The sequence below is a fragment of the Streptomyces sp. NPDC049627 genome (assembly GCF_044465645.1).
Classification (GTDB): domain Bacteria; phylum Actinomycetota; class Actinomycetes; order Streptomycetales; family Streptomycetaceae; genus Streptomyces.
Window position 1 is genome coordinate 49793 of record NZ_JBITLW010000004.1, and the last position, 23725, is coordinate 73517.

General features: G+C 72.1%; 19 protein-coding genes and 1 pseudogene. 8 read left to right on the forward strand and 12 right to left on the reverse strand.

What is annotated here, in order from left to right; all coding sequences use genetic code 11:
* Nucleotides 1-2: 2 nt before the first annotated feature.
* From ACIBU0_RS12220 to ACIBU0_RS12245, 6 genes are all read left to right on the forward strand, one after another.
* Nucleotides 3-1265 (forward strand): hypothetical protein, encoded by a 1263-nt coding sequence (locus ACIBU0_RS12220; RefSeq protein WP_398815698.1) that lies wholly within the window; start codon nt 3-5, stop codon nt 1263-1265.
* Nucleotides 1262-4126 (forward strand): GTPase-associated protein 1-related protein, encoded by a 2865-nt coding sequence (locus ACIBU0_RS12225; RefSeq protein ID WP_398815701.1) that lies wholly within the window; start codon nt 1262-1264, stop codon nt 4124-4126. Before ACIBU0_RS12220 ends, ACIBU0_RS12225 begins: the two co-directional genes overlap by 4 nt.
* Complete coding sequence (locus tag ACIBU0_RS12230) at nt 4123-5784, forward strand: hypothetical protein (RefSeq protein WP_398815704.1); 1662 nt, start codon at nt 4123-4125, stop codon at nt 5782-5784. Before ACIBU0_RS12225 ends, ACIBU0_RS12230 begins: the two co-directional genes overlap by 4 nt.
* 192 nt (nt 5785-5976) lie before the next feature.
* The gene (locus ACIBU0_RS12235) at nt 5977-6639 is read left to right on the forward strand and encodes a tellurium resistance protein (RefSeq protein WP_398816880.1); all 663 of its coding nucleotides are present in this window, start codon (nt 5977-5979) and stop codon (nt 6637-6639) included.
* Nucleotides 6633-7523, forward strand: coding sequence for a protein phosphatase 2C domain-containing protein (locus ACIBU0_RS12240; protein ID WP_398815707.1), 891 nt, complete (start codon nt 6633-6635; stop codon nt 7521-7523). Before ACIBU0_RS12235 ends, ACIBU0_RS12240 begins: the two co-directional genes overlap by 7 nt.
* Before the next feature lie 3 nt (nt 7524-7526).
* Complete coding sequence (locus tag ACIBU0_RS12245) at nt 7527-8864, forward strand: protein kinase (protein WP_398815711.1); 1338 nt, start codon at nt 7527-7529, stop codon at nt 8862-8864.
* A 120-nt stretch (nt 8865-8984) separates the two neighbouring features.
* Here the strand turns inward: ACIBU0_RS12245 and ACIBU0_RS12250 are convergent, their stop codons facing one another.
* The 6 genes from ACIBU0_RS12250 to ACIBU0_RS12275 all read right to left on the reverse strand — a co-directional run bounded on the left by ACIBU0_RS12250 (nt 8985) and on the right by ACIBU0_RS12275 (nt 13579).
* Nucleotides 8985-9305 carry a hypothetical protein gene (locus ACIBU0_RS12250; RefSeq protein ID WP_398815714.1) on the reverse strand — a complete coding sequence of 107 codons (321 nt, stop codon included), beginning with the start codon at nt 9303-9305 and terminating at the stop codon, nt 8985-8987.
* 26 nt (nt 9306-9331) lie between these two features.
* Nucleotides 9332-10831, reverse strand: coding sequence for a hypothetical protein (locus tag ACIBU0_RS12255; protein WP_398815717.1), 1500 nt, complete (start codon nt 10829-10831; stop codon nt 9332-9334).
* A 103-nt stretch (nt 10832-10934) separates the two neighbouring features.
* Nucleotides 10935-11561: a DsbA family protein gene (locus ACIBU0_RS12260; protein ID WP_398815720.1), complete on the reverse strand. Its 627-nt coding sequence runs from the start codon at nt 11559-11561 to the stop codon at nt 10935-10937.
* A 55-nt stretch (nt 11562-11616) separates the two neighbouring features.
* Nucleotides 11617-12654: a ketopantoate reductase family protein gene (locus tag ACIBU0_RS12265; protein WP_398815722.1), complete on the reverse strand. Its 1038-nt coding sequence runs from the start codon at nt 12652-12654 to the stop codon at nt 11617-11619.
* A 6-nt stretch (nt 12655-12660) separates the two neighbouring features.
* Nucleotides 12661-13038 (reverse strand): DUF4440 domain-containing protein, encoded by a 378-nt coding sequence (locus tag ACIBU0_RS12270; protein WP_398815724.1) that lies wholly within the window; start codon nt 13036-13038, stop codon nt 12661-12663.
* Nucleotides 13031-13579 carry a DUF1697 domain-containing protein gene (locus ACIBU0_RS12275; protein ID WP_398815727.1) on the reverse strand — a complete coding sequence of 183 codons (549 nt, stop codon included), beginning with the start codon at nt 13577-13579 and terminating at the stop codon, nt 13031-13033. Before ACIBU0_RS12275 ends, ACIBU0_RS12270 begins: the two co-directional genes overlap by 8 nt.
* Before the next feature lie 326 nt (nt 13580-13905).
* Here ACIBU0_RS12275 and ACIBU0_RS12280 point away from each other — a divergent pair, with 326 nt between their 5' ends.
* Complete coding sequence (locus tag ACIBU0_RS12280) at nt 13906-16173, forward strand: MMPL family transporter (protein WP_398815730.1); 2268 nt, start codon at nt 13906-13908, stop codon at nt 16171-16173.
* Nucleotides 16174-16233: 60 nt separating this feature from the next.
* Here the strand turns inward: ACIBU0_RS12280 and mgt are convergent.
* The 5 genes and pseudogenes from mgt to ACIBU0_RS12305 form a co-directional block, all read right to left on the reverse strand.
* Nucleotides 16234-17506 (reverse strand): annotated as a pseudogene (mgt, locus tag ACIBU0_RS12285) (macrolide-inactivating glycosyltransferase).
* An 8-nt stretch (nt 17507-17514) separates the two neighbouring features.
* The gene (gene erm, locus ACIBU0_RS12290; RefSeq protein ID WP_398815733.1) at nt 17515-18294 is read right to left on the reverse strand and encodes an ErmE/ErmH/ErmO/ErmR family 23S rRNA (adenine(2058)-N(6))-methyltransferase; all 780 of its coding nucleotides are present in this window, start codon (nt 18292-18294) and stop codon (nt 17515-17517) included.
* Nucleotides 18295-18565: 271 nt separating this feature from the next.
* Entirely contained in the window at nt 18566-19846 is a 1281-nt protein-coding gene (locus ACIBU0_RS12295; protein ID WP_398815735.1) for an ABC transporter substrate-binding protein, read from the reverse strand.
* Nucleotides 19846-20679: a carbohydrate ABC transporter permease gene (locus ACIBU0_RS12300; RefSeq protein WP_398815738.1), complete on the reverse strand. Its 834-nt coding sequence runs from the start codon at nt 20677-20679 to the stop codon at nt 19846-19848. The genes ACIBU0_RS12295 and ACIBU0_RS12300 overlap by 1 nt, the downstream gene beginning before the upstream one ends.
* Nucleotides 20676-21620, reverse strand: a complete 945-nt coding sequence (locus ACIBU0_RS12305) for a carbohydrate ABC transporter permease (protein WP_398815741.1) — start codon at nt 21618-21620, stop codon at nt 20676-20678. Before ACIBU0_RS12305 ends, ACIBU0_RS12300 begins: the two co-directional genes overlap by 4 nt.
* 169 nt (nt 21621-21789) lie before the next feature.
* On the opposite strand from ACIBU0_RS12305, the gene ACIBU0_RS12310 reads away from it, so the two are divergent.
* Nucleotides 21790-22653 (forward strand): phosphotransferase enzyme family protein, encoded by an 864-nt coding sequence (locus tag ACIBU0_RS12310; protein ID WP_398815744.1) that lies wholly within the window; start codon nt 21790-21792, stop codon nt 22651-22653.
* Nucleotides 22654-22759: 106 nt separating this feature from the next.
* Here the strand turns inward: ACIBU0_RS12310 and ACIBU0_RS12315 are convergent, their stop codons facing one another.
* Nucleotides 22760-23683, reverse strand: coding sequence for a LysR family transcriptional regulator (locus tag ACIBU0_RS12315; protein WP_398815747.1), 924 nt, complete (start codon nt 23681-23683; stop codon nt 22760-22762).
* Nucleotides 23684-23725: the final 42 nt, after the last annotated feature.

Sequence of the window (23725 nt, forward strand, 5' to 3'; positions counted from 1 at the left end):
TCATGACGACCGTGATCTGCCCCTACTGCTTCGACCGCGCGTCCGCGGCCAAGCTGCCCTACCGCTGTCTGATGACGCCGAGCGGCGTGCGGGGCGGCACCCCGTGCGGCCCCCGACGCGACGACATATGGGCGGGGTTCATGGGGCCCGGCGTGCCCCCGGCGGCCCGGATGCGCGGCCCTGTCTTCACCCCGGCCCGCAGGATCCCCGCGCTGGGCGGCGGGCGGCGCGGCGGCAGCAGCGTGCCGTGCCCGGACTGCGGGGTGCCCACGCCGGTGCGGGTCTGCCGGGCCTGTCACAGCGATCTGCCGAGCGACTACTGCGACCAGGACAGCCGGATCATCGCGCTGGTCGGCGCGAAGGCCTCCGGCAAGAGCACCTATGTGTCCGTACTGGTCAACGAGTTGAACCAGCGTGTGGGGCAGGCCTTTCACGCCTCGCTGGCCGCGATGGGGCAGACCACCCAGCAGCGGGACAAGGAGATGGCCGAGGACCTGTACGAGCGGCTGCGGCTGCCGGACGCCACCCGCCCGGCCGCCCTCGGCTTCAACGACCCGCTGCTGTACCGGCTCAGCGTGCCCAGACGCGGCCGGCCGGGCTCCGGCACCCGGCACACCACGCTGGTGTTCTTCGACGCGGCGGGCGAGGACCTCGCGGGCGCCGAGGCGATGGACCGCTACACCCGCTATCTCAGCGCCGCCGACGGCATCGTCCTGCTCGTAGATCCGCTCCAACTCGGGTCGGTGCGGGACCGGTTGCCCGTGCACGACGGTCCTCCGCTGCCCGTCGTCGAGACCCCGCCGCAGCAGATCGCAGCCGACCTGGCCGCCCAGCTGCGCGCCCACGGCAAGGGCGGCTCCCGCGGCCGGGTGTCCACGCCGATCGCGGTCGCCGTCACCAAGACGGACATGCTCAAGTCGCTGCTCGATCCGCACTCGCCGGTGCTGCGCAACGCACCGCACACCGACGGCCGGTTCGACGAGGACGACCGGCTCGCCGTGCACGAGGAGATCCGCTCGTTGATGGCCGACTGGGACTCGGGCGCACTCGTACGGCAACTGGAGCTGGACTTCGCCGAGTTGTCGCTGTTCGGGCTGTCGGCGCTCGGTGCGCCGCCGCCCGCCGAGGCGCCCGCGGACGTACCGAAGTCGGGGCCGCAGCCGGTGCGGGTGGAGGACCCGCTGCTGTGGCTGCTGGCCCGCCGGGGGCTGCTGCCCGTGCGGTCCACCGCGAAGGGACGCGCGGGGAAGGGACGTGCCAAGTGACCCTCGCCCAACTGCACTACACCTCGGCGCCCCCCGGACCCGACGGTTCGGGGTTCCGGTTCACCGCGGTCAGTGCCGGCCTCCCGCAGGGGCTGCTGCGGGAGGCCGAGCAGCTCATCGGCTACGAGCCCCCGCGCGACTTCCCGGCCCGCCCTGATGCCGAGCAGCTCAAGAGCTTCCCGAAGGCCTTCGGCTTCTCCGAACTCGCCGACGGCAGCCGCCTGTTGAGCCGTGCGGTCTACACCGGGGCGGACTACAGCGGTCGTTGGGGCAACTTCCACGCACACGCGCTGCATCTGCCGCCGGGGGCCCGGCTGCCGGACGGTGCGCTGCCGATCACGGCCTGGGAGTCGCCGCGCTGGGCCGACAGCACGCCGCCGGGCGGCCGTCCCGTTCCGATCGACCGCTTCGAGCCGTCCGGGCTGCTCCGCAGGGACGGCCTGATCGCGTTCGCCGTGTCCCGGTCCGACCGCCTGGCCGCGTTCTTCGCCGATCTGCGGGCGCTGACGGAGGACCCCGACGCCGCCCAGATCGTCCTCGTCGAGCACGACAGCGCGGACGTCGCCCAGTGGATCGCGCTCGCCTGCACGGTCCTGCCGCGCGAGCAGGCCCACCGGCTGACGTTCACCACCTACACCCGCCGTCCACAGCAGGCCCGCCAGCAGATCATCGGCGTCCTGCCGTCCTGCGAGCCGGTCGCCCACGACCACCGCTACCGGGTCCACGACTGTACGGCCGGGTCGGCGCCGGAACGGGTGGCACAGCCGGACACGGACGCGTGGGCCGGGATCTGCGCGCAGATCTGGTGCGCCGGGCGCCCCGACCTGTTCCGCGACACCTCCGCGGAGACCGGGCCACTGGCGGTGGCCGCGCTGGTGGCGGGCGTCGAGCTGGACACGGCAGGGCGTACGGCGGCTGCGCGGTGGGCGGTCGACCACGCGGCCACGCTCGCGGACGACAGGGTGACGGCGCTGGTGGGGGCCTTGTGCGAGGGGGGCGCGCACATCAGCGACCGGGAGGCGCCCGCCGGTGGCGAACCGGCCGCGCTCGCCGCCCTGTTGGCCCGGCTGGAGGGCCGGCTGCCGAGCGTCGTGACCGCGCCCCTCGCGGCGCGGGTGCTGGTCTCGGCCGTACGGGAGCGCGGGCCGATGCCCGCGTTGCGTGCCGGGTCGCTGACGGCGGAGGCCCAGGCGAGGCTGGCCCGGGAGCTGGCGCCCGCGCTGCGGGCCGGGATCGCCGACGAGCGGGAACCGGCCACCGGCCGCCCCCTGGCCCTGCTGCGGACAGCGGACCTGCTGGACATCGACTGCCAGGACCTGCTTCCGGAACTGGCGGGACGACTGGCCCGGGGCCTGGTCGCGGAGCCCTCCGCGGGCACGTCGGGTGGGCCGGCCGAAGGAACTGCCGGGAACGGGGCGGGCGACGCGTCGTGGTACGGCGCTCGGCCCCCTCTGACCGACGGCTCCGCCCGGACTCCCGGCGGCAGTTCCGGCCGCGGCGGCCCCGCCGACCGCGCGGATCGCACGTCGGCCACCGGCGCCGGTCGTCCCACGGGCGACGTCTGGTGGAGCCAGGCTCCGCACGACGGCGCCGGCAGGACGCCGGCCGGCGGTTCGGGCCGCACTCGGTCCGACCATGTCGGTGGTACCCACGCCGACAGTCAGGGCCGTGCCTCCGCCGACGGCCCGGGCCACCCGACAGCCGACAGCCTCCACCCCGCCGCCACCCTGGCGGGCGACCCGCCCGCGCACCCCCCGTCGCCCTGTCCTCCCGCTCTGCTCGACGCCGTGCAGGAGCACCCGGCCCTGCGCATCGCCCTGTTCGGCGCCCTGAACGCGCTGGCCGCGGCCGATCCTCCCCGTGTGGCGCGGACGCTGGCCGGGGTGGGGCTGCCCGTGGAGGGGGAGACCACGTTCCCGCATCTGCGGATGTGCGTCATGGCCGGCGAGCCCGGGGGCGGGCCGGGCGGTGACCGGCTCGGCCGGTTCCACGGTGTCCTGCGCACCGCGGGCGTGTCACCGCACGCCGACACGGCGGTCCTGCGCACCGCGCTCGGGCTGGTGTGGTCCGGCGAGCTGCCGACGGGCCAGGAGGGGAGCCTGCTCCTCAACCAGCTCGGGTCGGACATCCACCGCGCGGCCGGCACCCGGGACATACTGATCGACACCGCGCTCGCCGCGCCCCCGGACGACCCCGACGTCCCCGTGCTCGCCGTCGACCTGCTGCGCTGCTTCCCCACGGAGCTGCGGCCCGGGCAGCGCGCGGCCCTGCTCCTGCTGGAGTTCGCCGGTCTGCTCGGCACCGACGGTGAGGGCGAGGACTGGGTCGGCCGGGCGCTGGCGCTGCGGGACGGCGCGGCCGAACCCGTTCCGGAGACGGTGATGGAGCGGGTGTTCGACGCCCTGGCGCGGCGGCTCGTCCTGGGGCCGGGGCCCGAGAGCGAGCTGTACCCGTTGGCCAGGGCGGCCGAGCCGCGGCTGCTCGCGGCGTACGAGCGGGTGGGCCGCTCGGACCGGGTGGGCGACCGGCTGCGGACGGTGCCGTCGTATGCCGCCGCCTGCTTCAGTGCGTGGAGCGCCTTCGCGGGGACCCGCCCGGAGTGGGACGAGACGCGGACGGCCCTGCTGACGAAGGTGCTGCGGCCGATCGTGCGGGCGCTGCCCGCCGAGGACGTCACCGCGATCGAGGAGGCCCTCGGCCGCACGGGCCGCGGCAGGCTGGACGCGTTCCGCACCTGGAACCGGCCCGGCGCCCTGGGCCGTCTCGCCGGCCGCCTGTCCGGGCGCGGCCGCCGCGGCACGGACCATCCGCAGGTGTGGTCCGGGGACGTGGAACCGCCGGCAGAAGGGCCGCGCCGATGAGTCCCGTGAACACGCTCACTCTGTCTCTCCCGCTGTTCCTCCTGCTCGGTTCGTCCCTCGCCCTCGCCGTCGGACTCTGCCTCTTCCGCCTGCTGTGGCATTTCCTCGGCAGGGGCGTCGGGGCCGTCTGGCGGGGGCTCGGGCCGTGGCACGCGGGGCAGCGGGACCAGCGGGTGCCGGGGGTGGGGGCCGGGGAGCCCGCGCATCCGGGGTACTGGTGGCGGCAGATGTGGGTGGACGCCGTCTCGGCCGCCGGGTACGGGATGCGGGTCGTCTGGACCGCTGTCCGCGACCCCTGGATGGGGCGCTTCGTACGGAACCTGTTCCACGGGCGGCGCCCTTCGGGACTGCGCGGCAGCTCGCCGGTGTCCCGGTTCCTGCTGGTCGTGTCCGTCGCCCCCGGCGTCGCCCTGGGCGCGCTGCTCGGGGCCGCGCTCGCCACCGTCGTCCTCGGCGTCGTCCATGCCGTGTTCGCGCTGCTGCTCGGGCTGGTCTGGCTCGGCTGCGCGGCGGCGGTGCCGGTGCTGCGGGGTGTGGAGCGGGGGTGGCTGCTGGTGCGCGGGGTGCGCGTCAAGTGTCCGTATCCCGGCTGCTATCGGGCGGTGCCGCTGGCCGTGCACCGATGCCCGAACTGCCGGGCCGAGCATCGTCTGCTGCGGCCGGGACGGTACGGCGTCCTGCGGCATGTGTGCGGATGCGGGCACCGGCTGCCGGCGGCCCGGCTCTCGGGCCGCGGGAAGCTGACCGCGCTGTGCCCGCACTGCGCCCGGCCCCTGCCGAAGACGGCCGGTACCACCCGGGTCGTGCACGCGCCGCTGGTCGGCGGGACGTCGTCGGGCAAGACGATGCTGATGGCGGCGATGGTGGAGGGCCTGCACGCGTGGGCGCGGCGCGGCGATCTGACCGTCGCGTACGCCTCCGCCGAGGACAAGCGCACGGCCACCGACCTCAACCAGGAGCTGAGGCAGGCGGGCTGGGCCCACGCCACAACCGGGGGCCAGCCGCGTGCCCTGATGCTCACCGTGACGCGCGGGCGGCAGCGCCGGCTGCTGTACCTGTACGACCCGATGGGCGAGTCGGTGAGCGACGCCGAACGCGTCCGCGCCCAGCAGTACTTGGCGCACGCGGACGGCATCGTGCTGGTCGCCGATGTGCTGGCCGACCCCAAGGTGCGCGGCAGGCTGAGTGACGAGGACGCCCGGCGGGCCGGGGACGCCCGCCCCTCGCCGCAGGGGCCCTGGGAGACGTATCAGCGGCTGATCGGCGAGCTCACGGCGCTGGCCGGCCGGCGCGGGCGGCTGTCGGTGGCGGCGGTCGTCACCAAACGGGACGTGCTGGACCAGCTGAGCTCGCTGCCCGTGGCCGGTGCGCGGATCGACGGCTGGCTGGAGGAGATCGGCCTGGGCGGCCTCGTACGCGCCCTCGGGCACGATTTCCGCTCGGCGCGCTACTGGGCCGTCAGCGCCCATGCCGCCACCGGGACCGGCCCGCTGGAGCCCGAGCAGCGCAGGGCCGCCGAGCCGGTGCTGTGGCTGCTCGCGGCCTCGGGGCTGCGGACCGGGGCGCTGATCGGGCCGGACGGCGGGACGGGCGGCAAGGAGCGCAGGCTGCGGCTGCGCGGCACCGGCGAGAAGGAGAGGAAGTACAGCACGGCATGAACCAGGTGACCGGACCGATCGGGCGGGGACGGCGCATGGCGGCGGGCCTGTTCGTCGCCTCGCTCGTCCTGACGGCGGCCGCCGTGGCCCTGCTCGCGCTGTGGCTGCTGCCCTGATCGACCATCAAGAACATCAAGGGATATCGACCACAGGAAAGGACAAGCTTCAGTGAGTGACATTCCCGGCGGGCCCATGGCGAACCGGCCGGTCCACTTCATCTGGCTGCTCGACTGCTCGTACTCGATGCAGGGCGAGAAGATCGCCAGACTCAACTACGCGATCAGGGAAGCGATTCCCGAGATGCGTTCGGTGGCCCACGACAACCCTGCCGCCCAACTGCTGCTGCGCACCGTGACGTTCTCCACGACGGCCCAGTGGCACCACCCGACGCCGGTGCCGGTCGACGACTTCACCTGGCAGGACGTCGAGGTGGACGGCATGACCAACCTCGGCGAGGCACTGACCCTGGTCTCGCGGGAGCTGCAGAGCCCGCCGATGCCGCAGCGGGCGCTGAAGCCGGTGCTGGCGCTGGTGTCGGACGGGGTGCCCACGGACGACTGGAAGGCGGGGCTCAAGGCGATCGACGCGACGCCGTGGGGCCGTAAGGCGGTGCGGGTCGCCATCGCGATCGGCGCCGACGCGGACCGCTCGGTGCTGCAGGAGTTCCTCGGCAACCCCGAACTGCAGCCGCTGGACGCCAACAGCCCCAAGCAGCTGGCGGCGGCGATCCGCTGGGCGTCGACCGCGGCGGTGAAGGCGGCCTCGCAGCAGATGGCGGCTTCGGCCGACTCGGCCGTGAAGCAGCCGTACGCGCCGCCGGTCCTCGACGACGACGATGACGACGACGTGTGGTGACACTCGGGGTGCGGCGCTGGGAGACGCTCGGCGACAGCGTCCAGGGGGTCAACAAGCAGCACAACCAGGACTGGTACGACTGCGCGGGCACCGGCTGCGGCGACGACCCGCTGGTGCTGGCGGTGGCCGACGGGCACGGGTCGGCCGTGCACGCGCGCAGTGGGCTCGGTGCGCGGTTCGCCGTGGACCGGTTCCTGCTGCGGGCGGCCGAGTTCGGGCGGGCCGCCCGGGACTGTCACGAGCCGGGGCGCCTCGCGCGCCTGATGACGTACGCCCGGGACGACTTCCCGCGCGCACTGGTGCACGACTGGCGTCAGGCGGCCCTCGGGCACTGGGACCGGCACCGCCCGGTCGCCGACGACGGGGCGCGGGAGCCGGAGCAGGACGAGAAGCTGGAGCTGTACGGCACCACGCTGATCGGCGCGGTGCTCACGCCGTGGCTGTTCGTGGCGTGGCAGATCGGCGACGGGGACCTGGCGGTCGTCGAGCACGACGGGGCGCTGCGCCGGCCGCTGGCGACCGGCGAGGAGGACCTCGGCGACGAGACGGAGTCGCTGTGCGGTCATGAGGCCTGGCGTGCGGTGCGGATGCACTGGGCGCCGGTGTTCGACGAGGCGCGGGTGCCGCGGCTGGTGGTGCTGTCGACGGACGGGCTGTCGAAGAGCTTCGCCTCGGCGGACGGTTACCGGGAGTTCGTCGCGGGCCTGGACGGGCGCCTGGCGGCCGAGGGCAGCGACGGGGTGCGGGGCTCGCTGCCCGGGTGGCTGCGGCAGGCCTCGCAGTACTCGGGCGACGACACGACGCTGGCGGCGGCGCTGCGGCCCGTCGGTCCGGTGGGCGAGAGCACCGGGCCCATGGAAACGGAACGGAAGACGGAGACGTAGAAGATGAGCGGCATGCTCGACAGCGGGACGCGGCTGGCTGCGGAGAACGGCGACCAGGTCGAGATCATCGACATGCTGGGCGCCGGCGGCCAGGGCGAGGTGTACCGGGTGCGGACTCCGGGCGGCGACAAGGCGCTCAAGTGGTACTACCCGACGTGTGCGACGCCCGAGCAGGAGGCGATCGTCCAGGAACTGGTCAGCCGGGACTTCGACGACGACCGGTTCCTGTGGCCTGAGGCGTACGTCAGCGCGCACCGGGGGTCGTTCGGCTATCTGATGGCGCTGCGCCCGGAGCGCTTCAAGGGGCTGCCGGACCTGTTCCGGCGCCAACTGCGCACCAGCACACGGGCGTTGCTGACGGCGTGCCTGTACACCGTGGAGGCGTATCAGGCGCTGCACTCGCGCGGTATCGCCTACCGGGACATCTCCTGGGGGAACGTCTTCTTCGATCCGGCCACGGGTGACGTGCTGGTCTGCGACAACGACAACGCGGTCGTGGAGGGCGACGTCAGCGGCATCTCGGGGACGATGAAGTTCATGGCGCCGGAGCTGGTGCGCGCCGAGCCGGGTGCGCGCCCGGGCACACAGTCCGATCTGCACTCGCTGGCCGTGCTGCTGTTCATGCTGCTGATGAACCACCATCCGCTGGAAGGCAGGCGGGAGTTGGGCATCCACTGCTTCGACGAGGCGGCGGAGAAGCGGCTGTACGGCAAGAGCCCGCTGTTCGTCTTCGACCCGGCCGACGACTCCAACGCGCCGGATCCGATGGAGCACGCGACGGTGCTCGCGACGTGGGGCGCTGCGGCGGGCACGCTCCAGGAGCTGTTCCGCCGCAGCTTCACCACCGGCCTGCACGACCCGGCGGCCCGGGTGCGCGAGTCGGAGTGGCGCAACGCGCTGCGGGCGGTGCTGGACTCGGTGGTGGAGTGCGCGTCCTGCGGCCGGCAGAACATGACGGAGCCGGGCGAGAAGCCTGCGCCGCGCGCCTGCTGGGGGTGCCGGACGCAGCTGGTGCTGCCGCCGCGCCTGACGGTGACCACGCCCCCGCCGCGCACGGAGCACCACATCCGCCTGCGTCGCGCGGCCCGCGTCCAGGCGCACCATCTGCTGCCGGAGCCGGCGCGGCACGACTGCTCGGACGCGAGCCTGGTCGCCGAACTGGTCGAACACCCCAGCAAACCGGGCCGCTTCGGCATCAAGAACCACTCGAAGGAGACCTGGACGGGCACCCGTTCCGACGGCACCCCGCAGCGGATCGGCCCCGGCCAGACGGTCCCCCTGCGCTCGGGCCTGGAGCTGGACCTCGGGGGCGGGGTGCGGGCGGTCGTACGGGCCAAGTGACGTCGGGGTACGGGTGAGGCGCCCCGCGAAGATGGGTGTGCGGGGCGCCCAGGGCCCACACCGACGCCGAGCGACGCCCAAGCCGACGGCAAGCAGGTCGCGGCTGGTCAGCGCCCGCTGTCACAACCCGAGGACGCGGCCGAGTTCCTGGACCAGGGCGAGGCTGCCGCTGCCTGCCGCCACGCCGATGCCGATGGTCTCCAGGGCGGAGCGGATACGGCCGCGGTTGGCGGGCTGGCCGTCCTGTTCGGCGCCCAGCAGCTCGCCCTGGATGATCTGCGCCTGCGGAAGGAGCGCCGGATTGTCGATCCGCAGCCGCTCGACGAGCCGCTCCGCGAGGTGCAGGACAGCGGCCGGGTCGGGGCCGTTGTTGACCTCGATGTGTCCGTGGTCGCCGATGTTGGCCGGACCGTTGATGTTGCGAATGTTGTACGTGCTCATGTCCCACCTCCTGTGATGTGCGCGGTTCAGGGCCTGGCCGGTGGCATGCCGCCGGCCGGTTGCCCGGAAGGACCGCTCCCCTGTGGTCCGGCCGGCTGGTTGATCGTGCCGCCGGCGCCGATGTTGCTGGGGCCGTTGACGTTGTTGATGTTGTAGGTCTGCGTGATGATCTGCTGCGCCTTGTCGAACGAGCTGGTGTCGATGTGGTGGTCCTTCAGGAACCGCTCGGTCGCCGTGAGCACACCCTGCTGGAGCCGGTTGAGGAAGTCCGCCGCGTCGCTGAGTTCGTTGTGCCCCGCCAGGTCCCAGTCGCCGTACCGTTCACGCAGGCTGTCGGGGGCGCCGTAGTCGTAGATGACGTGCTGCCTGCTGATGTCCCTGCGCAGCTTCCTCAGGAACTTCGCGGCACGGCGCCGCTGCCGGCTCCGCTCGCTCATGCGCCCCGGGGCGCCCTTCAGCTCGGGCCACAGGCGCAGCGTCGCATACGCGACCAGGCTCCTCCAGCGGTCGAACGGGGCCACCGGCAGCCGGTCCACCCGGTGAAAGCGGGGGCCGAGCGGCGGGATGGCGTAGACGGCGACCTCCCAGCTCAGGCTGGGCCGGTTGAGGATGGCCCGCACATACATGGACACCACCATCCGTCCGCCTTCGCCGACCCGCTCCAGGCACAGATGGGTCCGCATGGCCGCGCCGGGCTGCTGCAGGCCCGCCTGGACGAGTTGCTTGGGAATCTGGGCCCGGGGCCGCATCGTACGGTCGGGCACCAGGTCCTTGAGGAGGTAGGCGTGGCTGCCGAGGACGTAGAGCCGGTTCCGGGCGCGCAGTCCGTCCAGGCCGGAGATGCGCTCCATCTCCCGCGCCACGTAGGTGTGGAGGTCGATGGCGTCGAAGGGCCGGATCTGCAGGGTGCCGCCGCCCGGTGCCTCGGCGGGCTTGCTGACGTCGATGGGCTGCCAGACGACGACCTTCCCGAGCTGCATGTGACCGCTGCCGACGAACGGTTTGTCGAGCGCGGCGTCGTCGGTGTACGGCAGGACGTTGGCACGCTTGAGGTCGTGCAGCCAGGCCTCCGCCTCGGGTTCCACGGGCGGGGCGAGCGTCTCGGCCTTCTCCTGGCCGTGGAACACCTTCTGCGCCGTGGCACGCGCCCGGGACTCCGCGTGGTGAACCAGCCACCACGTGGCCACGAGAACGCCGATCACGCCGTAGTACCCGGCCTGGACGACCGTCCCGTGACCGCCGATCAGTCCCGACAGGACCGCGCCCAGGCTGATCACCAGCAGGGATCCGAGCGCGGCCAGTTGGCGGTCCAGGGCCTCCCGTCGCCGCGCCGCCACGCGTGCGTGCCGGGCGAGCGCCACGAAGTTGACGCCGAGGGTCAGCCCGATCGCGTTCAGCCGGTCCCCGGTCAGGTCGCGGTCGACCTCGAAGGCGAGGTCGTCGTCCAGATGAACCGAGGCACACAGCCGCCGGGTCACCCCGTCCTTGCGGTACTGCGGCAACACCGGCAACGCTCTGCCCGCCACGGTGACCTGCCCTTCCTGCCGAACTCGCGGGCTTCACCTTAGGGACAACGACTCCTGGATGTCTCGGAGTTCGGAAAGTCACGCCGAGCTGGTCAGCGCCCCACTAGTCGAAGGACAGTCCGCCCGTGCGGGTCCGCTTGAGTTCGAAGAAGTCGGGGTCGTTCGCCAGCACCCGGAAACCGTCGAAGAGTTCGGCGGCCCGGGCACCGCGCGGAACGGCCCGGAGCACCGGCCCGAACCACACCGTTCCGTCGACATGGACGGTGGGCGTGCCGACATAGCTGCCCGGGCCGTCGGTCGACGGCTCGGCGCCGGCCTCGTGGCTGCGGCGTACGGCGTCGTCGTACGCCGGGTCGTGGGCGGCGTCGGCGAGGTCGCCCGGCAGGCCGACCTCGGCGAGCGACGCGGCGATCACGGCGTCGAAGTCGTCCTCCTTGCGCTCATGGATGCGCGTGCCGAACGCGGTGTACAGGTCGCGCAGGACCTTCTCTCCGTGCCGTCCGGCGGCGGCCACGGCCACCCGCACCGGGCCGATCGACTTGTCCACCAACGCGCGGTACCAGTCGGGCAGTTCGTTGCCGGTGTTGTGCAGGTAGAGGCTCATGGCGTGGAAGCGGAGGTCGAGCGGGCGCAGGCGCTCGACCTCCAGCAGCCAGCGGGAGGTGATCCAGGCGAAGGGGCAGGCGGGGTCGAACCAGAAGTCGACGCGGGTGGGTGCGGTGTCGGTCATGGCGTCGACGGTACGAGGCGATTGGGGCGGAGTCCCGGCCCAATCACCCGCCTCTTCAGTGGTCCAATTCCAATGGGCCGTCTGCCGCCGCAACCGCCTCGTCGGCCCTCCGCACCAGCTCCTCCACGGGCATCGACCCCGCCTCCCGCCGCTCGCGCGCAAAGGTGTTGGCGAGGTGCTGGAGGAGTTCGTTCAGCGGTGTGGGTACGCCGTTCAGGCGGCCCAGGAGGGCGATCTCGCCGTTGAGGTAGTCGGCCTCGATGGTGCCGGTGCCGCGGGTGAGGGACTGCCAGGAGGAGCCGCCCCCGCGCGGGACGCCGTCGAGGGGGACGAGGGTGACCTTGTCGCCCCGTACCGCCTGCTGTTCCTCGGCGCTCGCGTAAGCGATTCCGGCGGCGTCGAGCACGGCCTCGCCCTCTGCCCGCACGCGCCGCAGCAGCGCCAGGGACTCCTCGCCGACGAGGGGGCCGGTCACCGCCTCCAGCGCGTTGGCGAGGTTGCCCAGGAGCTTGGCGTACTGCCAGCGCGCCACGTCCGCTACGACCGGCGCCTCGAAGGACGACTTCTCCAGGTCGGCGGCGACGTGGTGGGCGGTCTCGTCGGTGCCGTGCGGGTGCCGGCCCAGGTGCAGGATGCCGGTGAGGGGGCTGCCGGCGGCGGAGACGACGCCGGGTTCGACGTACGTCGACGGCAGCCAGACGCAGACGCCGTACACCCGCCGGAAGAGCCGCAGGGCGAGCCGCTGGCTCTCGACGCCGTTCTGCGCGCAGAACAGGGGGAGGCGTTCGGCGGCCGTCCCGCCGCCCGCGACCGGTATCGGGGCCCACGTCTGCAGCGCGGCCACGCTGTCCTGCGTCTTGACGGCGAGGACGAGGACGTCGTCGGGGCGCAGTTCCCCGAGCGCGGCCGGCCCGTCGACAACGGGCAGCCGGTGGGTCAGCTCGCCCTCCGGCACCCTGAGCCGCAGCCCGCTGTCCCGCAGCGCCTGGTAGTGCGCGCCCCGCGCGACCAGAACGACCTCGTGTCCCGAGCCCGCGAGCCGGCCGCCGATGACGCCGCCGACCGCTCCTGCCCCGATGATGATGTAGCGCATACGAGGTCACTCCCCTTCGGTGCTGAACGGCGTCGCCTGGTGGAAGTACATCTGCCACCCGTCGTCCGTCCGCCGCCACAGCGAACTGCGGTGGGCCCGGCGGCCGTTGTTCTCCGAGTCGAAGGTGAGGTGGACGACGTCCGGGGCGAGCCGGACGCCCTCCATCCGCGAAACGACGACGGGCCGGGGCCCTGGGGCCTCGCCCGCGAGCAGCGACTCGATGATCGACGTCCGGTCCCAGGAGCGCCCGGACGCGCCGAACTCCCGGAACTCGGGATGCAGCAGTTCTCCGAGCAGATCCGGGCTGGACCGGACCTCCGGATCGAGAAGCCGTAGTTCGCCCTCGACGGCGGCCTCCACGGCTGTGTTGCGGACGTCAGTCACCAGTCATCTCCACGAGTTTCACCACGGTGTTCCAGTTACGGCTGGTGGCAATCAAACCCTTGTTGATCCGTGGTCTCGACAGGATTTCGGCGAGCTTGGAGCGACCCAGGCCGTTCGGCGCGTACAGGTACAACGCCCGGTCGCCGAGCCGGAACTCCTCCGGAAGGTAGGCGGCCTGGTCGATCTCGGCGAAGCGGTCGGCGTGGACCGGGGCGGAGAAGTAGGTGACGTGGAGCTGTTTGGGCTCCAACTCGGCTGCGGGAAACGGGCAGTTGTCGGCGATGGCCTTGAGGTAGGCGTGATCGCGCACGATCACGTCCACGGCGAAGCCGAACTGCTTCTCGATCGCCGTCGCGAGCTCCGCTGCCAGGGACTCCTCGTCGCCGTGGTCGGCGGCGAAGACCGCTTGGCCGCTCTGCAGGTAGGTGCGTACGCCGCCGTGACCGAGACCGGTCATCAGGGTGCGCAGGTCGGCCATCGGGACTTTTCTGCTGCCGCCCACGTTGATCCCGCGCAGGAGTGCCGCATACGTCGTCGTCATCCGGCCACCCTACGGCGAGCCCGCAGCCCAGGGGCGGTCGTCGTGCCCCGTGGGGGTGGGCACGACGACCGCCCGGCCCCCGTAACTTACTTACCGGTCAGCATGCGGCACAAGGTCCGCATCCCTGATCGTCCTCCCCGACGCCGCCGGATAGATGTAAGGGGCCACCGTCCTACCCAGTGGGGAGGGCTCAGGGGCCGAGGGGATGAGTTCCGGCCGCCGCACTTCACCGGGCAGCACGACGAGATGCCTTTATCCGGCTCATACCTTCGAAACGAAAGGTGGCGGCAGGGGGCCGGCACCGCAATCAAGGGGGCAAGCCCGTCATGGGGAACGGAGATTCGCGGGTGCGGGGCCTCGCCGCCCGGGCCGGCGGCTGGAGCGCCCGCCACCGGTGGGCGGCGGTCGGCATCTGGGTGCTGTTCGTCGTCCTGGCGATGGGGCTCGGTTCGGCGGCGGGCCGGGTCGACGTCAAGGACAGCGACCAGCTGAAGGGCGAGACCCACACCGCGGCGAGGATCATCGAGGACGCCGGGATCGAGGAGCCTGCCAGTGAGAGCGTCCTGATCCAGGCCAGGAACGGTTCGCTCAAGGCCACCGACAGCGAGTTCCGGGCCGCGGTCACCGCGGTCGTGAAGGCCGTCGAGGGCACCGGCAAGGTCACGGACGTGACGTCGCCGTACGACACACGGACGATTTCCAAGGACGGCCTCAGCGCGCTGGTGCAGTTCGACATGCGCGGCGACTCCGACACCGCGGGCGAGCGCGTGGAGCCGGTACTGAAGGCCGTGGAGGGCGTACAGAAGGACCACGGCTCGCTGCGGATCGAGGAGATCGGCGGCGCGAGCATGATGAAGACGTTCGACGACGCGTTCGGGGACGACTTCCAGAAGGCCGAGTACTCCGCGGTGCCGGTGGCCCTCGGCATTCTGCTCATCGCCTTCGGCGCGCTGGTGGCGGCCCTGCTGCCGGTGCTGCTGGCGGTCACCGCGATCATGGCGACGATGGGCCTGATGGGCATCGTCAGCCATGTGATGCCGATGAGCGACACCGCGAACTCCGTGATGCTGCTGGTCGGTCTGGCCGTCGGCGTCGACTACTGCCTGTTCTACCTGCGCCGTGAGCGCGAGGAGCGCCAGGCCGGGCGGGACCCGCAGACCGCCCTCAGGGTCGCCGCCGCCACCAGTGGCCGCGCGATCATCGTCTCCGGTGTCACGGTGTGCGTGGCGATGGCGGGCATGCTGTTCACCGGTCTCGCCGAGTTCGAGGCGATGGGCCTGGCCTCGCTGATGGTCGTCGCGGTCGCCATGGTCGGTTCGGTCACCGTGCTGCCTGCGCTGCTGTCGCTGCTGGGCGAGCGGGTCGAGAAGGGCAAGATCCCCTTCCTGCACCCGGAGAGCCGGCTGCGCCGCAACCGTGGGCGCGGCAACCGCGAGAGCCGGTTCTGGACGGCCGTACTGAAGGGCGTGCTGGCCAAGCCCGTCGTCTCGGTCGTCGTCGCGGCCGGTGCGCTGCTCGCCATCACGGCTCCCGCGGTCGGCATGAAGACCCAGCAGCTCACGCTGGACCAGGAGTTCGGCGACTCGCTGCCCATCGTGCAGACGTACAACCGGCTCAACGAGGCCTTCCCGGGCGGTTCCGAGCCGGCCGAGGTGGTCGTCAAGGCCGACGACATCAACGCTCCCGAGGTGAAGTCCGCGCTCGCCGACTTCCGGGAGCGGGCCATCAGTTCGGGTGCCTCGCGCGGCCCGGTCGACATCAAGCTGCACGACGAGCAGAACGTGGCCTTCGTCTACGTCCCGCTGGTCGGCGGCTCCGACCTCGACAAGGCGGGCGCCAGCCTGGACAAGCTGCGCGACGAGGTGCGGCCCGCCACGCTGGGCAAGGTCGACGGTGTCGAGGCGCCGATCACCGGACAGGTCGCCGGTTCGAAGGACTTCAACGACCAGCTGGGCGGAGCGGTCGTCCCGGTCTTCGCGTTCGTCGTGGTCTTCGCCTTCGGGCTGATGCTGCTGTCCTTCCGCTCGCTGACGATCGCGATCACGTCGATCGTGCTGAACCTGCTGTCGGTGGGCGCGGCGTACGGCATCCTCGTCGCCGTCTTCCAGCACGGCTGGGGCGCGTCCCTGGTGGGGGCGGAGGGCGTCGGCGCCATCATCACCTGGCTGCCGCTGTTCCTCTTCGTGATCCTGTTCGGCCTGTCGATGGACTACCACGTGTTCGTGGTCTCGCGGATCCGCGAGGCGCGCCTTCGGGGCCGCACGACGAAGGACGCGATCCAGCACGGTGTGGTCACCACGGCCGGTGTCGTCACCAGCGCCGCGGTCATCATGGTCGCCGTGTTCGCGATCTTCGGCACGCTGTCCATGCAGTCCATGAAGCAGATGGGCGTGGGCCTTGCGGCCGCGGTCCTCATCGACGCGACGATCATCCGGGGCGTGCTGCTCCCGGCGGTGATGGCGCTGCTGGGCGAGCGCAACTGGTATCTGCCGAAGTGGCTGAACCGGCTGCCGGACCTGACGCACGACGAGGCGCCTCAGGCCGTGACGCGGGGCGCGGCTCGCGATGACGAAGGTGAGCCGGTGAGGGTCTGACCTCACCCTGAGCGCGAGAGGGCCCGTCGGCTGCCGGGGAGCCGACGGGCCCTCTCGCGCTCACTTGCGGGGGAGCTCCGCCTCGATGAGGTCGGCCGCCCGCCGCGTACCGCCCTCCTGGGCCATGTCGGCCTGGATGTCCTCCAGACGCCGGGCGACCTCAGGGTCGTCGGCGAGCGCGAGGACGGCTGTGCGCAGGGCCTCGGCGGTCGCCTCCTCCGTGGGGAGGTGGCGGGCGACGCCGAGGGACTGCAGTACGTCCGCGTTGCCGAACTGGTCGGCGGCCTGCGGTACGGCGACCATCGGTGTGGCGGTCGCGAGCCCCTCCTGACTGCCGCCGGCACCCGCGTGCGTGATGAAGGCGTCGGCCTGCTTCAGGATGGCCAACTGCGGTACCCAGTCCCTCACTTCCACGTTGGAGGGGATCTCGCCCAGCTCGGCCGGGTCGACGTGCCTGCCGATCTGGAGCACCATGTGCCAGCCGGGCAGGTCACCGAAGGCCTTGACGCACTCGCGGTAGAAGCCGGGTTGCTTGGTGAAGGCGGAGCCGAGGGAGACGAGGAGCACCTTGTCCGCGCCGGCCGGTCGCCGCCAGTCGCCCTGGGCCGAGCGGTCGCCCTGGCAGGCGCCGACGAAGGTGTAGCGGCTCGCGTCGACCCGGTCGGCGTTCCACTGCAGCGCCTTGGGGATGAGGACGAGCGAGCGGTCGGGCCGGCCGCCGAAGGTGTCGGGATCCTGGTCGATGCCGTTCTCGTCCAGCCAGGCCTGGAAGCGGGCGTAGTACGCCTTGCCGCGCTCGGTCTTCTTCGGCTCGGCCCACATGGGCTCGGCGACCTCCTTCTCGTAGCCCTCCCAGGCGACCATGTGCGGGGCGAGGGAGATCGCCTTGACGCCCCAGCGGTGGGCGAGGACCCGGCCCGGGTAGGAGGCCGTGTCGTGCAGCACGAGGTCGGGTGCGTCGCCCTCGTACGCCTCGGTCAGCTGGGGCAGCGCCTGGATCGCGTCGTCCAGGAACGGCTCGACGTTGTCCAGCAGTGTGCTGCCCCAGGCCTCCGGGTCGGCGTCGGGCTCGGGCAGGGTCGAGTTCCAGGGCTTCGGCTCGGCTCCGGTCTCGGCGACCTTCTCGGCGAACGCGGGCGGAATCGCGTACGTCACCCGATGGCCGCGGGCGACGAGTTCGCGGATCACCTCCAGGTTGGGGTTCACATGGCCGTGGGCGGCGATGGAGAACATGGCGATGTGGGCGGGGCGGGTTGTGCGAGCGGGACTGGTCATGCCGTCGACCGTAAACGAGACGAGACGTCTCGTACAACCTAATTCCATGGGTCCGCATGTCGTGTGTCATGAACCCAGCACCTCATGCAGCCCGAGCCACGCCCCCGGCGGCACCTCGCCGACAAGGACCCCCGTGTCGAGGCCGGCCACGCGGAACGCCGCATCGACCCGCCGCCTCGGATGCGCTCGCCGCAGCGAGGCGTGCAGCGAGCCGCCGACCCCGGAGAAGCCGAGCTCGACCAGGCGCCGCCAGCTGTCATGGGCGCCGGCGTCGAGCAAGGGGCTGCGGCGCCGCTCGATCCGTACGATCCCGGCGTCCACACGCGGCACGGGCCGGAAGCTGCGCCGCCCGACCCTGCCGACCAGCCGCCATTCGTACCTGGGCCACGTCAGGACCGTCAGCCGGCTCCAGCTGCCGTAGTCCCCGGTGCGTTTACGGGCGTACTCGAGCTGGGTGAGGAGCGTGGCCTCGGTGAGGGCTGGTGCGCGCAGGCACCAGTCGACGATGGCGGCGGTGCGGGAGAAGGGCACATTGCCGGCGACGGAGAACGGGGTGCGCGGGGGTCGTGCGGCGAGGAAGTCACCGGCGGCCACCCGGACTTGGGGCATGCCGGCGAAGCGGGCGCGCAGCCCGGGCACCAGGCGGGGGTCGATCTCGTACGCGATCAGCTCCCGGCAGCGCGGCGCGAGCGGATGCGTCAACGCGCCTTGGCCGGCGCCGACTTCGAGGAGCAGAGGGGTGCGCCGCGGGTTCGGTACGGCGAGGTGGGCGATGCGTTCCGCGGCGGCTCGGTCGGCGAGGAAGTTCTGGGAGAGCGCGCGGGATACGCGGGTGGGGCGGGCCATGGCCTGCGGTCCTTGTCTTCCGTGGAGAGGGAAAAGGGCAGACGAAGGCCCTGACCGGAAGACAGGAGAAAGCAGCGGGAGAAGCGGGCCCGCGAAGGATCAGCGGGCGTGGTTCCCCGGGCCGGTCAGGGCTCCGGGGCCGCGGCGCCTCCGTACGGAGTGCGCGTAGCCCCGGCCGTGACCGGTGATGGTGATCGCGTTGTTCGCTGCCACGGACCGCACGTTAGGTGCGCCCGGGCGGCGCGGACAACCGATTTACGTCGGCCCCCGGTCAGCGCTGGTAGCGCGCCAGGACCAGGTTCCCGTCCTCCTCCAGCCGTTCGCGCAGTTCGGCGAGGTCGATGGCGCCGCTGTAGTACTCCTGGAAGGCGGGTGTGGCGACCTTGTCCTTCCACTCCGGGTAACCGCGCACCGACTGCGCGGGCGCCGAGCGCAGATGGCCGGCGAGGGCGGTGCCGGTGGCCCAGTCGTTCTCGGTGGCGTGCAGGGCCGGGTCCTTCAGTGCCTCGGTTCCGGTCGGCAGCATCCAGTCCCCCAGCGCGAGACGCACCATGTTCTCGGGCCGGAGCAGGAAGTCGATGAACTCGGCCGCCTCCCGCTGGTGCGGGCTGTCCGCGGCGATGGACAGCGTCTGCGGGCTCACGCCCTGGGTGAGCCCGTCGGCGCCCTCCGGGGCGGGCAGCACCTGCCAGTCGAAGCCCTTGGGTGCCTGCTGCACGATCTGCTGCCGGTAGGAGAAGCCGAGCGGCACCATCGCGTACCGGCCGCCGAAGAAGCCCGGCAGCGTGTCGGAGCCGCCGCTGCCGAGGGTCGTGGGTGAGGCGCTGTGGTCGGTGTTCGCCTGGTCGTGGATCGTGCGCGGCACGACCTGGTCGCCCGCCGCGAAACGGATCGCCACCTTGCCGTCGGTGCCCCGGTGGAACAGTTGTCCGCCGGCCGACAGCGACAGGTTGAGGGTGGCGGAGACGGGTTCCTTGAGCGGCCAGGCGACGCCGTACTTGCCGTCTCCGCTCAGCTGCTCGGTGATCTTCCGGAACTCCGGCCAGCTCCACGGCCGTTCGGGGGTGGGGATGCGGACGCCCGCCTCCTTCAGCCACCTGGCGTTGGCGATGATCACCCGCGGCTCCTGGAGGAACGGCACGCCGTACACACCGTCCCCGAAGGTGGCCGTGTCCCAACTGCGCTGCGGAATATCGGACTTCAGCCGCTGCGGCAGCAGGTCGGTCAGATCGGCGAGGTAGCCGCCGTACGCGAAGTCCGCGAGGTCGTCCGAGGCGTCATGGATGACGTCCGGGGCCTCACCGCCCTCGAAGGAGGTGAGCAGCTGGTCGTGGACACCGTCCCAACTTCCCTGGATGTACTCGACCTTGACGTCCGGATGGGTCGCGTTCCACTCCTTCACCAGCTCCTTGTTGACCTCGACGGACTCCTCCTGCCAGGCCAGAGACTGAAAACGCAGGGTGACGCGCCCGTCGGAGCCGCCGTCGCCGCCGCATCCGGCGAGCAGCAGGGCGAGGACGACGACCAGGGCCGCCGGCAGTCTCGTACGCATCAGTTCTTCACCGCCCCGGCGAGCATGCCGCCCGTGATCCGCCGCTGGATGACCGCGAACACGACCAGCGAGGGCAGCGTCGCGAGGAACGCGGCGGCGGCCAGCGGGCCGAGGTCCGCCACGCCCTCCGCGCCGATGAAGTGGGTGAGGACGACCGGCAGGGTCTGCTTCTCGGGTGTCTTGAGCAGAACGAGCGCGAAGAAGAACTCGTTCCATGCGGTAACGAAGGCGAAGAGCCCCGTCGCCACGATCCCCGGCGCCAGCAGCGGCGCGATCACGGACACCAGCGTCCGTACCCGCCCCGCCCCGTCGACGGCCGCCGCCTCCTCCAGCTCGGGCGGCACCGCGCGGACGTACCCGACGAGCATCCACAGCGCGAACGGCAGCGCCCACACCACGTACACCATGACCAGCCCCGGCACCGAGTCGATCAGCCGCAGGTTCTTCAGCACCAGGAACAGCGGGATGATCATCAGCACGAGCGGAAACGCCTGGCTGACGACCACCCAGGCGGTCGCCGCACGCGCGAGCCGGGTGCGCCGTCGGGCCATGACGTAGGCCATCGGGGTCGCGAGCAGTACGGCGATCAGGGCGGCGCCGAGCGCGGCGATCAGGGAGTTGAGGGCGGCGTGCAGCAGGGGTTGTTCGTCGAAGGCCCGGCGGAAGTTGGCGAAGGTGGGGTCCTTCGGGATCCACGTGGGGTGCAGGCTGCCGAGCTCGCGGGGCGGTTTGAAGGCGGTGGAGACCAGCCAGAGGAAGGGAAAGGCGAGGAAGACGAGGTAGGCGAGCAGGGCGGCGTACTGGCCGATGCGGCCCGGGGTGCCGGTCCTCATGACTCGTCACCTCCCCTGAGGCGGTCCGCCAGGAAGACGGCGAGGAGGATCGAGATCACCGCGACCATCACACATCCCATCGCCGCCGCGTAGCCGAACTGGCCGTAGCGGAAGGCCTCTTCGTAGGCGAACAGCATGGGCAGCCGGGTGCGGCCGCCGGGGCCGCCGCTGGTGAGCACGTAGACCAGGGCGAAGGAGTTGAAGTTCCAGATCAGGTTGAGGGCCGTGATGGAGAGGGCGACGGGCCGCAGGGCGGGCCAGGTGACCGTGCGGAAGCGGCGCCAGGCTCCGGCCCCGTCGACGGCCGCGGCCTCGTGGAGTTCGCGCGGGGTGTTCTGCAGACCGGCGAGCAGGGTGACGGTGGTGACGGGCATGCCGGCCCAGATGCCGACGACGATGACGGCGGGCAGGGCGGTGCCGAGCCCGCTGAGCCAGTCGCGGCCGTCGCCGAGGCCCAGGTCGCGGAGTGTCTCGTTGAGGATGCCCGCGTCGGGGTTGTAGACCAGCCGCCACATGACGCCGACGACGACCTCGGGCATCGCCCACGGGACGATGGCGAGGGCGCGGGCCAGCCACCGCAGCCGTAAGTCCTGGTTGAGGAGGAGCGCCAGACCCAGCGCCAGCAGGAACTGCGGCACGGTAACGCCGACCGCCCAGACCAGTCCGATCCGGAACGACTCCCAGAACAGCGTGTCGTGCAGCAGGTCCCGGAAGTTGAGGGCGCCGATCCACTGCGTGGGCTCGGTCCGTCCCGACTGGGCGTCGGTGAAGGCCAGCAGGATTCCGTAGAGCAGCGGTCCGACGCTCAGGACGAGGATGGGGATCAGCGCGGGGAGTACGAGGAACCAGGCGCCGCGATCCGTGACGCGTCGCTGCCCCCTGGGCCTTCCGCTGCCCGGCGCACGTCTCACCGGCCTCTCCGCCTCGGTCACCGATGTCACGGAATCAGCCCCTTTGCGCGGCTCGGATGGGCCCCGTCATGGTCGTGAAGGCGCCGTACCCCGTCAAGACCGCGCGCACGCGGTCCGACCTGTGGAAATGCGAGACTGAGCGCGGATGGCGGGAATCCGACGCCGTTCACGCGGGCGTACGAGGACACGGAGGCGGACGATGGACGAGGCACGGGCGCGGGACGTACTGGCCGCGGCGGGAGTACTGCCGCTTCCGGCGCGGGACGTGCAGCTGCTCGCCCTGGGGGAGAACGCGGTGTTCGCCGCCGGTGACCTGGTCGTCAAGGTCGGCCGCGACGCGGAACTCCTCGACCGGGCGCGGCGCGAACTCGACATCGCGGTGTGGCTGGCCGAGGCGGGTGTGCCGGCGGTGCGGGCGGCCACCGCCGAGGCGGTGCTCGTCGAGGGGCATCCGGTGACCGTGTGGCATCGGCTGCCCGAGCCGGTACGGCCCGCCGAGCCCCGGGATTTGGCCGAACTGCTACGGGTGGTCCACGCGCTGCCGGCGCCCCCTTTCGTGTTGCCTCCGCGGGAGTTGCTGGGGGGCGTGGAGCGGTGGCTGCGGCTGGCGGGGGACGCGATCGATCCGGCGGACGCGGCGTATCTGCGGGAGCGGCGGGACCGGTTCGCCGTGGCCGCGGGACGGCTTGCGCCGCATCTGGCGCCGGGGCCCATTCACGGGGACGCGTTGCCCCGCAATGTCCATGTCGGTCCCGAGGGGCCTGTGCTGGTCGATCTGGAGACCTTCTCGTCGGACCTGCGGGAGCACGATCTGGTGGTGATGACGCTGTCCCGGGACCGGTACGGGGTGCCTGCGGCGGCTTATGACGCGTTTGTCGAGGCGTACGGCTGGGATGTGCGGGAGTGGGAGGGGTGTTCGGTGCTGCGGGGGGCTCGGGAGACGGCGAGTTGTGCGTGGGTGGCTCAGCATGCGCCGAGCAATCCGAAGGCGTTGGTCGAGTTCCGGCGGCGAGTGGCGTCTTTGCGGGAGGGCGATGAGACGGTGCGGTGGTATTCGTTCTGAGCGCCTGCGAACTCGGGGCTGCACGGAGTACGGCGACTGCGGGTGGCTTGTGGCTGGTCGCGCTCACGCGGCGGCAGCCGCATATTCAGCACGGCCCCGCGCCCCTTTAGGGCGTGACCTCGCCGTCGTTTTCCCTGTCCCGGACGCTGCGCGCGGCATGGCGTAGCTCGGTCAGGATCGCGCGTACCGCCTTGCGGGCTGTGCGTTCGGGGCGGTACAGGGCATCGATGTGACGTCGCGCCTGCACTCCGCTGAGCGGTCGGAGCACCAGTGCCGGATGCGGACGCATCGTCCAGCGTGGCATCAGGGCGATGCCGCCTCCGGCCGCCACCACCTCGGCCACCACCGCGAACTCGTTGATGCGGTGGGCCAGGTGGAGGCGGCGGCCGGCCGCTGCCGCGATGGCCTCGATGACCGCGAGGACCGGGAAGCCGTCGTGCACGGTGATCCACGGCTCCTCGGCCACGTCACGCGGGGTGACGCGGCGCTTGGCGGCGAGGGGGTGGTCGGCGGGCATGGCCACGTCCAGCGGCTCGCGCAGCAGCGTCGTGCCGGCCACCGTGTCCGGCCAGGGCGGGGCGTGGTCCAGGCGGTGGGCGAGGACGATGTCGTAGTCCCGGGTGAGCCGGGGGAAGTCCTCCTGCGGTACGTCCTCGTCGACCAGCCTGGGCACCGGCCTGCCCGGACCGGCCAGCGCGTGGAGCAGGAGCGGGAAGAACGCCGTGGCCGCGCTGTGGAACGCCGCGACGGACACCTCGCCGTCCGGTCGCCCGACGAACTCCTCGACCGTGTGCCGTGCCCGCGCGAGAGCCGTCTCCACCTCGACGGCCGCGCCCGCCAGCGCCTGTCCGGCGTCGGTGAGCACGAGGCGGCGCCCCTGACGCTCGGTGAGCGGTACCGGGATCGCGCGCTGCAGCAGCCGTAGCTGCTGGGAGATCGCCGACGGCGTCACCAGCAGGGCCTCGGCGACCGCCGTGACACTGCCCAGTTCGCCGAGCTCCCGCAGGATCCTCAGTTGTCGTTCGTCCATCGCCTCAGTCCAGGAACCATGTAGAGCTTCTAAATGATCCTT

What these genes read in the sequence shown, in the direction of transcription:
- ACIBU0_RS12245 (WP_398815711.1), top strand. Translation starts at nt 7,527, where the DNA reads ATGAGCGGCATGCTCGACAGCGGGACGCGGCTGGCTGCGGAGAACGGC.
- ACIBU0_RS12235 (WP_398816880.1), top strand. Translation starts at nt 5,977, where the DNA reads ATGGCGAACCGGCCGGTCCACTTCATCTGGCTGCTCGACTGCTCGTAC.
- ACIBU0_RS12310 (WP_398815744.1), top strand. Translation starts at nt 21,790, where the DNA reads ATGGACGAGGCACGGGCGCGGGACGTACTGGCCGCGGCGGGAGTACTG.
- ACIBU0_RS12220 (WP_398815698.1), top strand. Translation starts at nt 3, where the DNA reads ATGACGACCGTGATCTGCCCCTACTGCTTCGACCGCGCGTCCGCGGCC.
- erm (WP_398815733.1), bottom strand. Translation starts at nt 18,294, where the DNA reads ATGGCCCGCCCCACCCGCGTATCCCGCGCGCTCTCCCAGAACTTCCTC.
- ACIBU0_RS12265 (WP_398815722.1), bottom strand. Translation starts at nt 12,654, where the DNA reads ATGCGCTACATCATCATCGGGGCAGGAGCGGTCGGCGGCGTCATCGGC.
- ACIBU0_RS12300 (WP_398815738.1), bottom strand. Translation starts at nt 20,679, where the DNA reads ATGAGGACCGGCACCCCGGGCCGCATCGGCCAGTACGCCGCCCTGCTC.
- ACIBU0_RS12250 (WP_398815714.1), bottom strand. Translation starts at nt 9,305, where the DNA reads ATGAGCACGTACAACATTCGCAACATCAACGGTCCGGCCAACATCGGC.
- ACIBU0_RS12260 (WP_398815720.1), bottom strand. Translation starts at nt 11,561, where the DNA reads ATGACCGACACCGCACCCACCCGCGTCGACTTCTGGTTCGACCCCGCC.
- ACIBU0_RS12230 (WP_398815704.1), top strand. Translation starts at nt 4,123, where the DNA reads ATGAGTCCCGTGAACACGCTCACTCTGTCTCTCCCGCTGTTCCTCCTG.
- ACIBU0_RS12295 (WP_398815735.1), bottom strand. Translation starts at nt 19,846, where the DNA reads ATGCGTACGAGACTGCCGGCGGCCCTGGTCGTCGTCCTCGCCCTGCTG.
- ACIBU0_RS12280 (WP_398815730.1), top strand. Translation starts at nt 13,906, where the DNA reads ATGGGGAACGGAGATTCGCGGGTGCGGGGCCTCGCCGCCCGGGCCGGC.
- ACIBU0_RS12275 (WP_398815727.1), bottom strand. Translation starts at nt 13,579, where the DNA reads ATGACGACGACGTATGCGGCACTCCTGCGCGGGATCAACGTGGGCGGC.
- ACIBU0_RS12315 (WP_398815747.1), bottom strand. Translation starts at nt 23,683, where the DNA reads ATGGACGAACGACAACTGAGGATCCTGCGGGAGCTCGGCGAACTGGGC.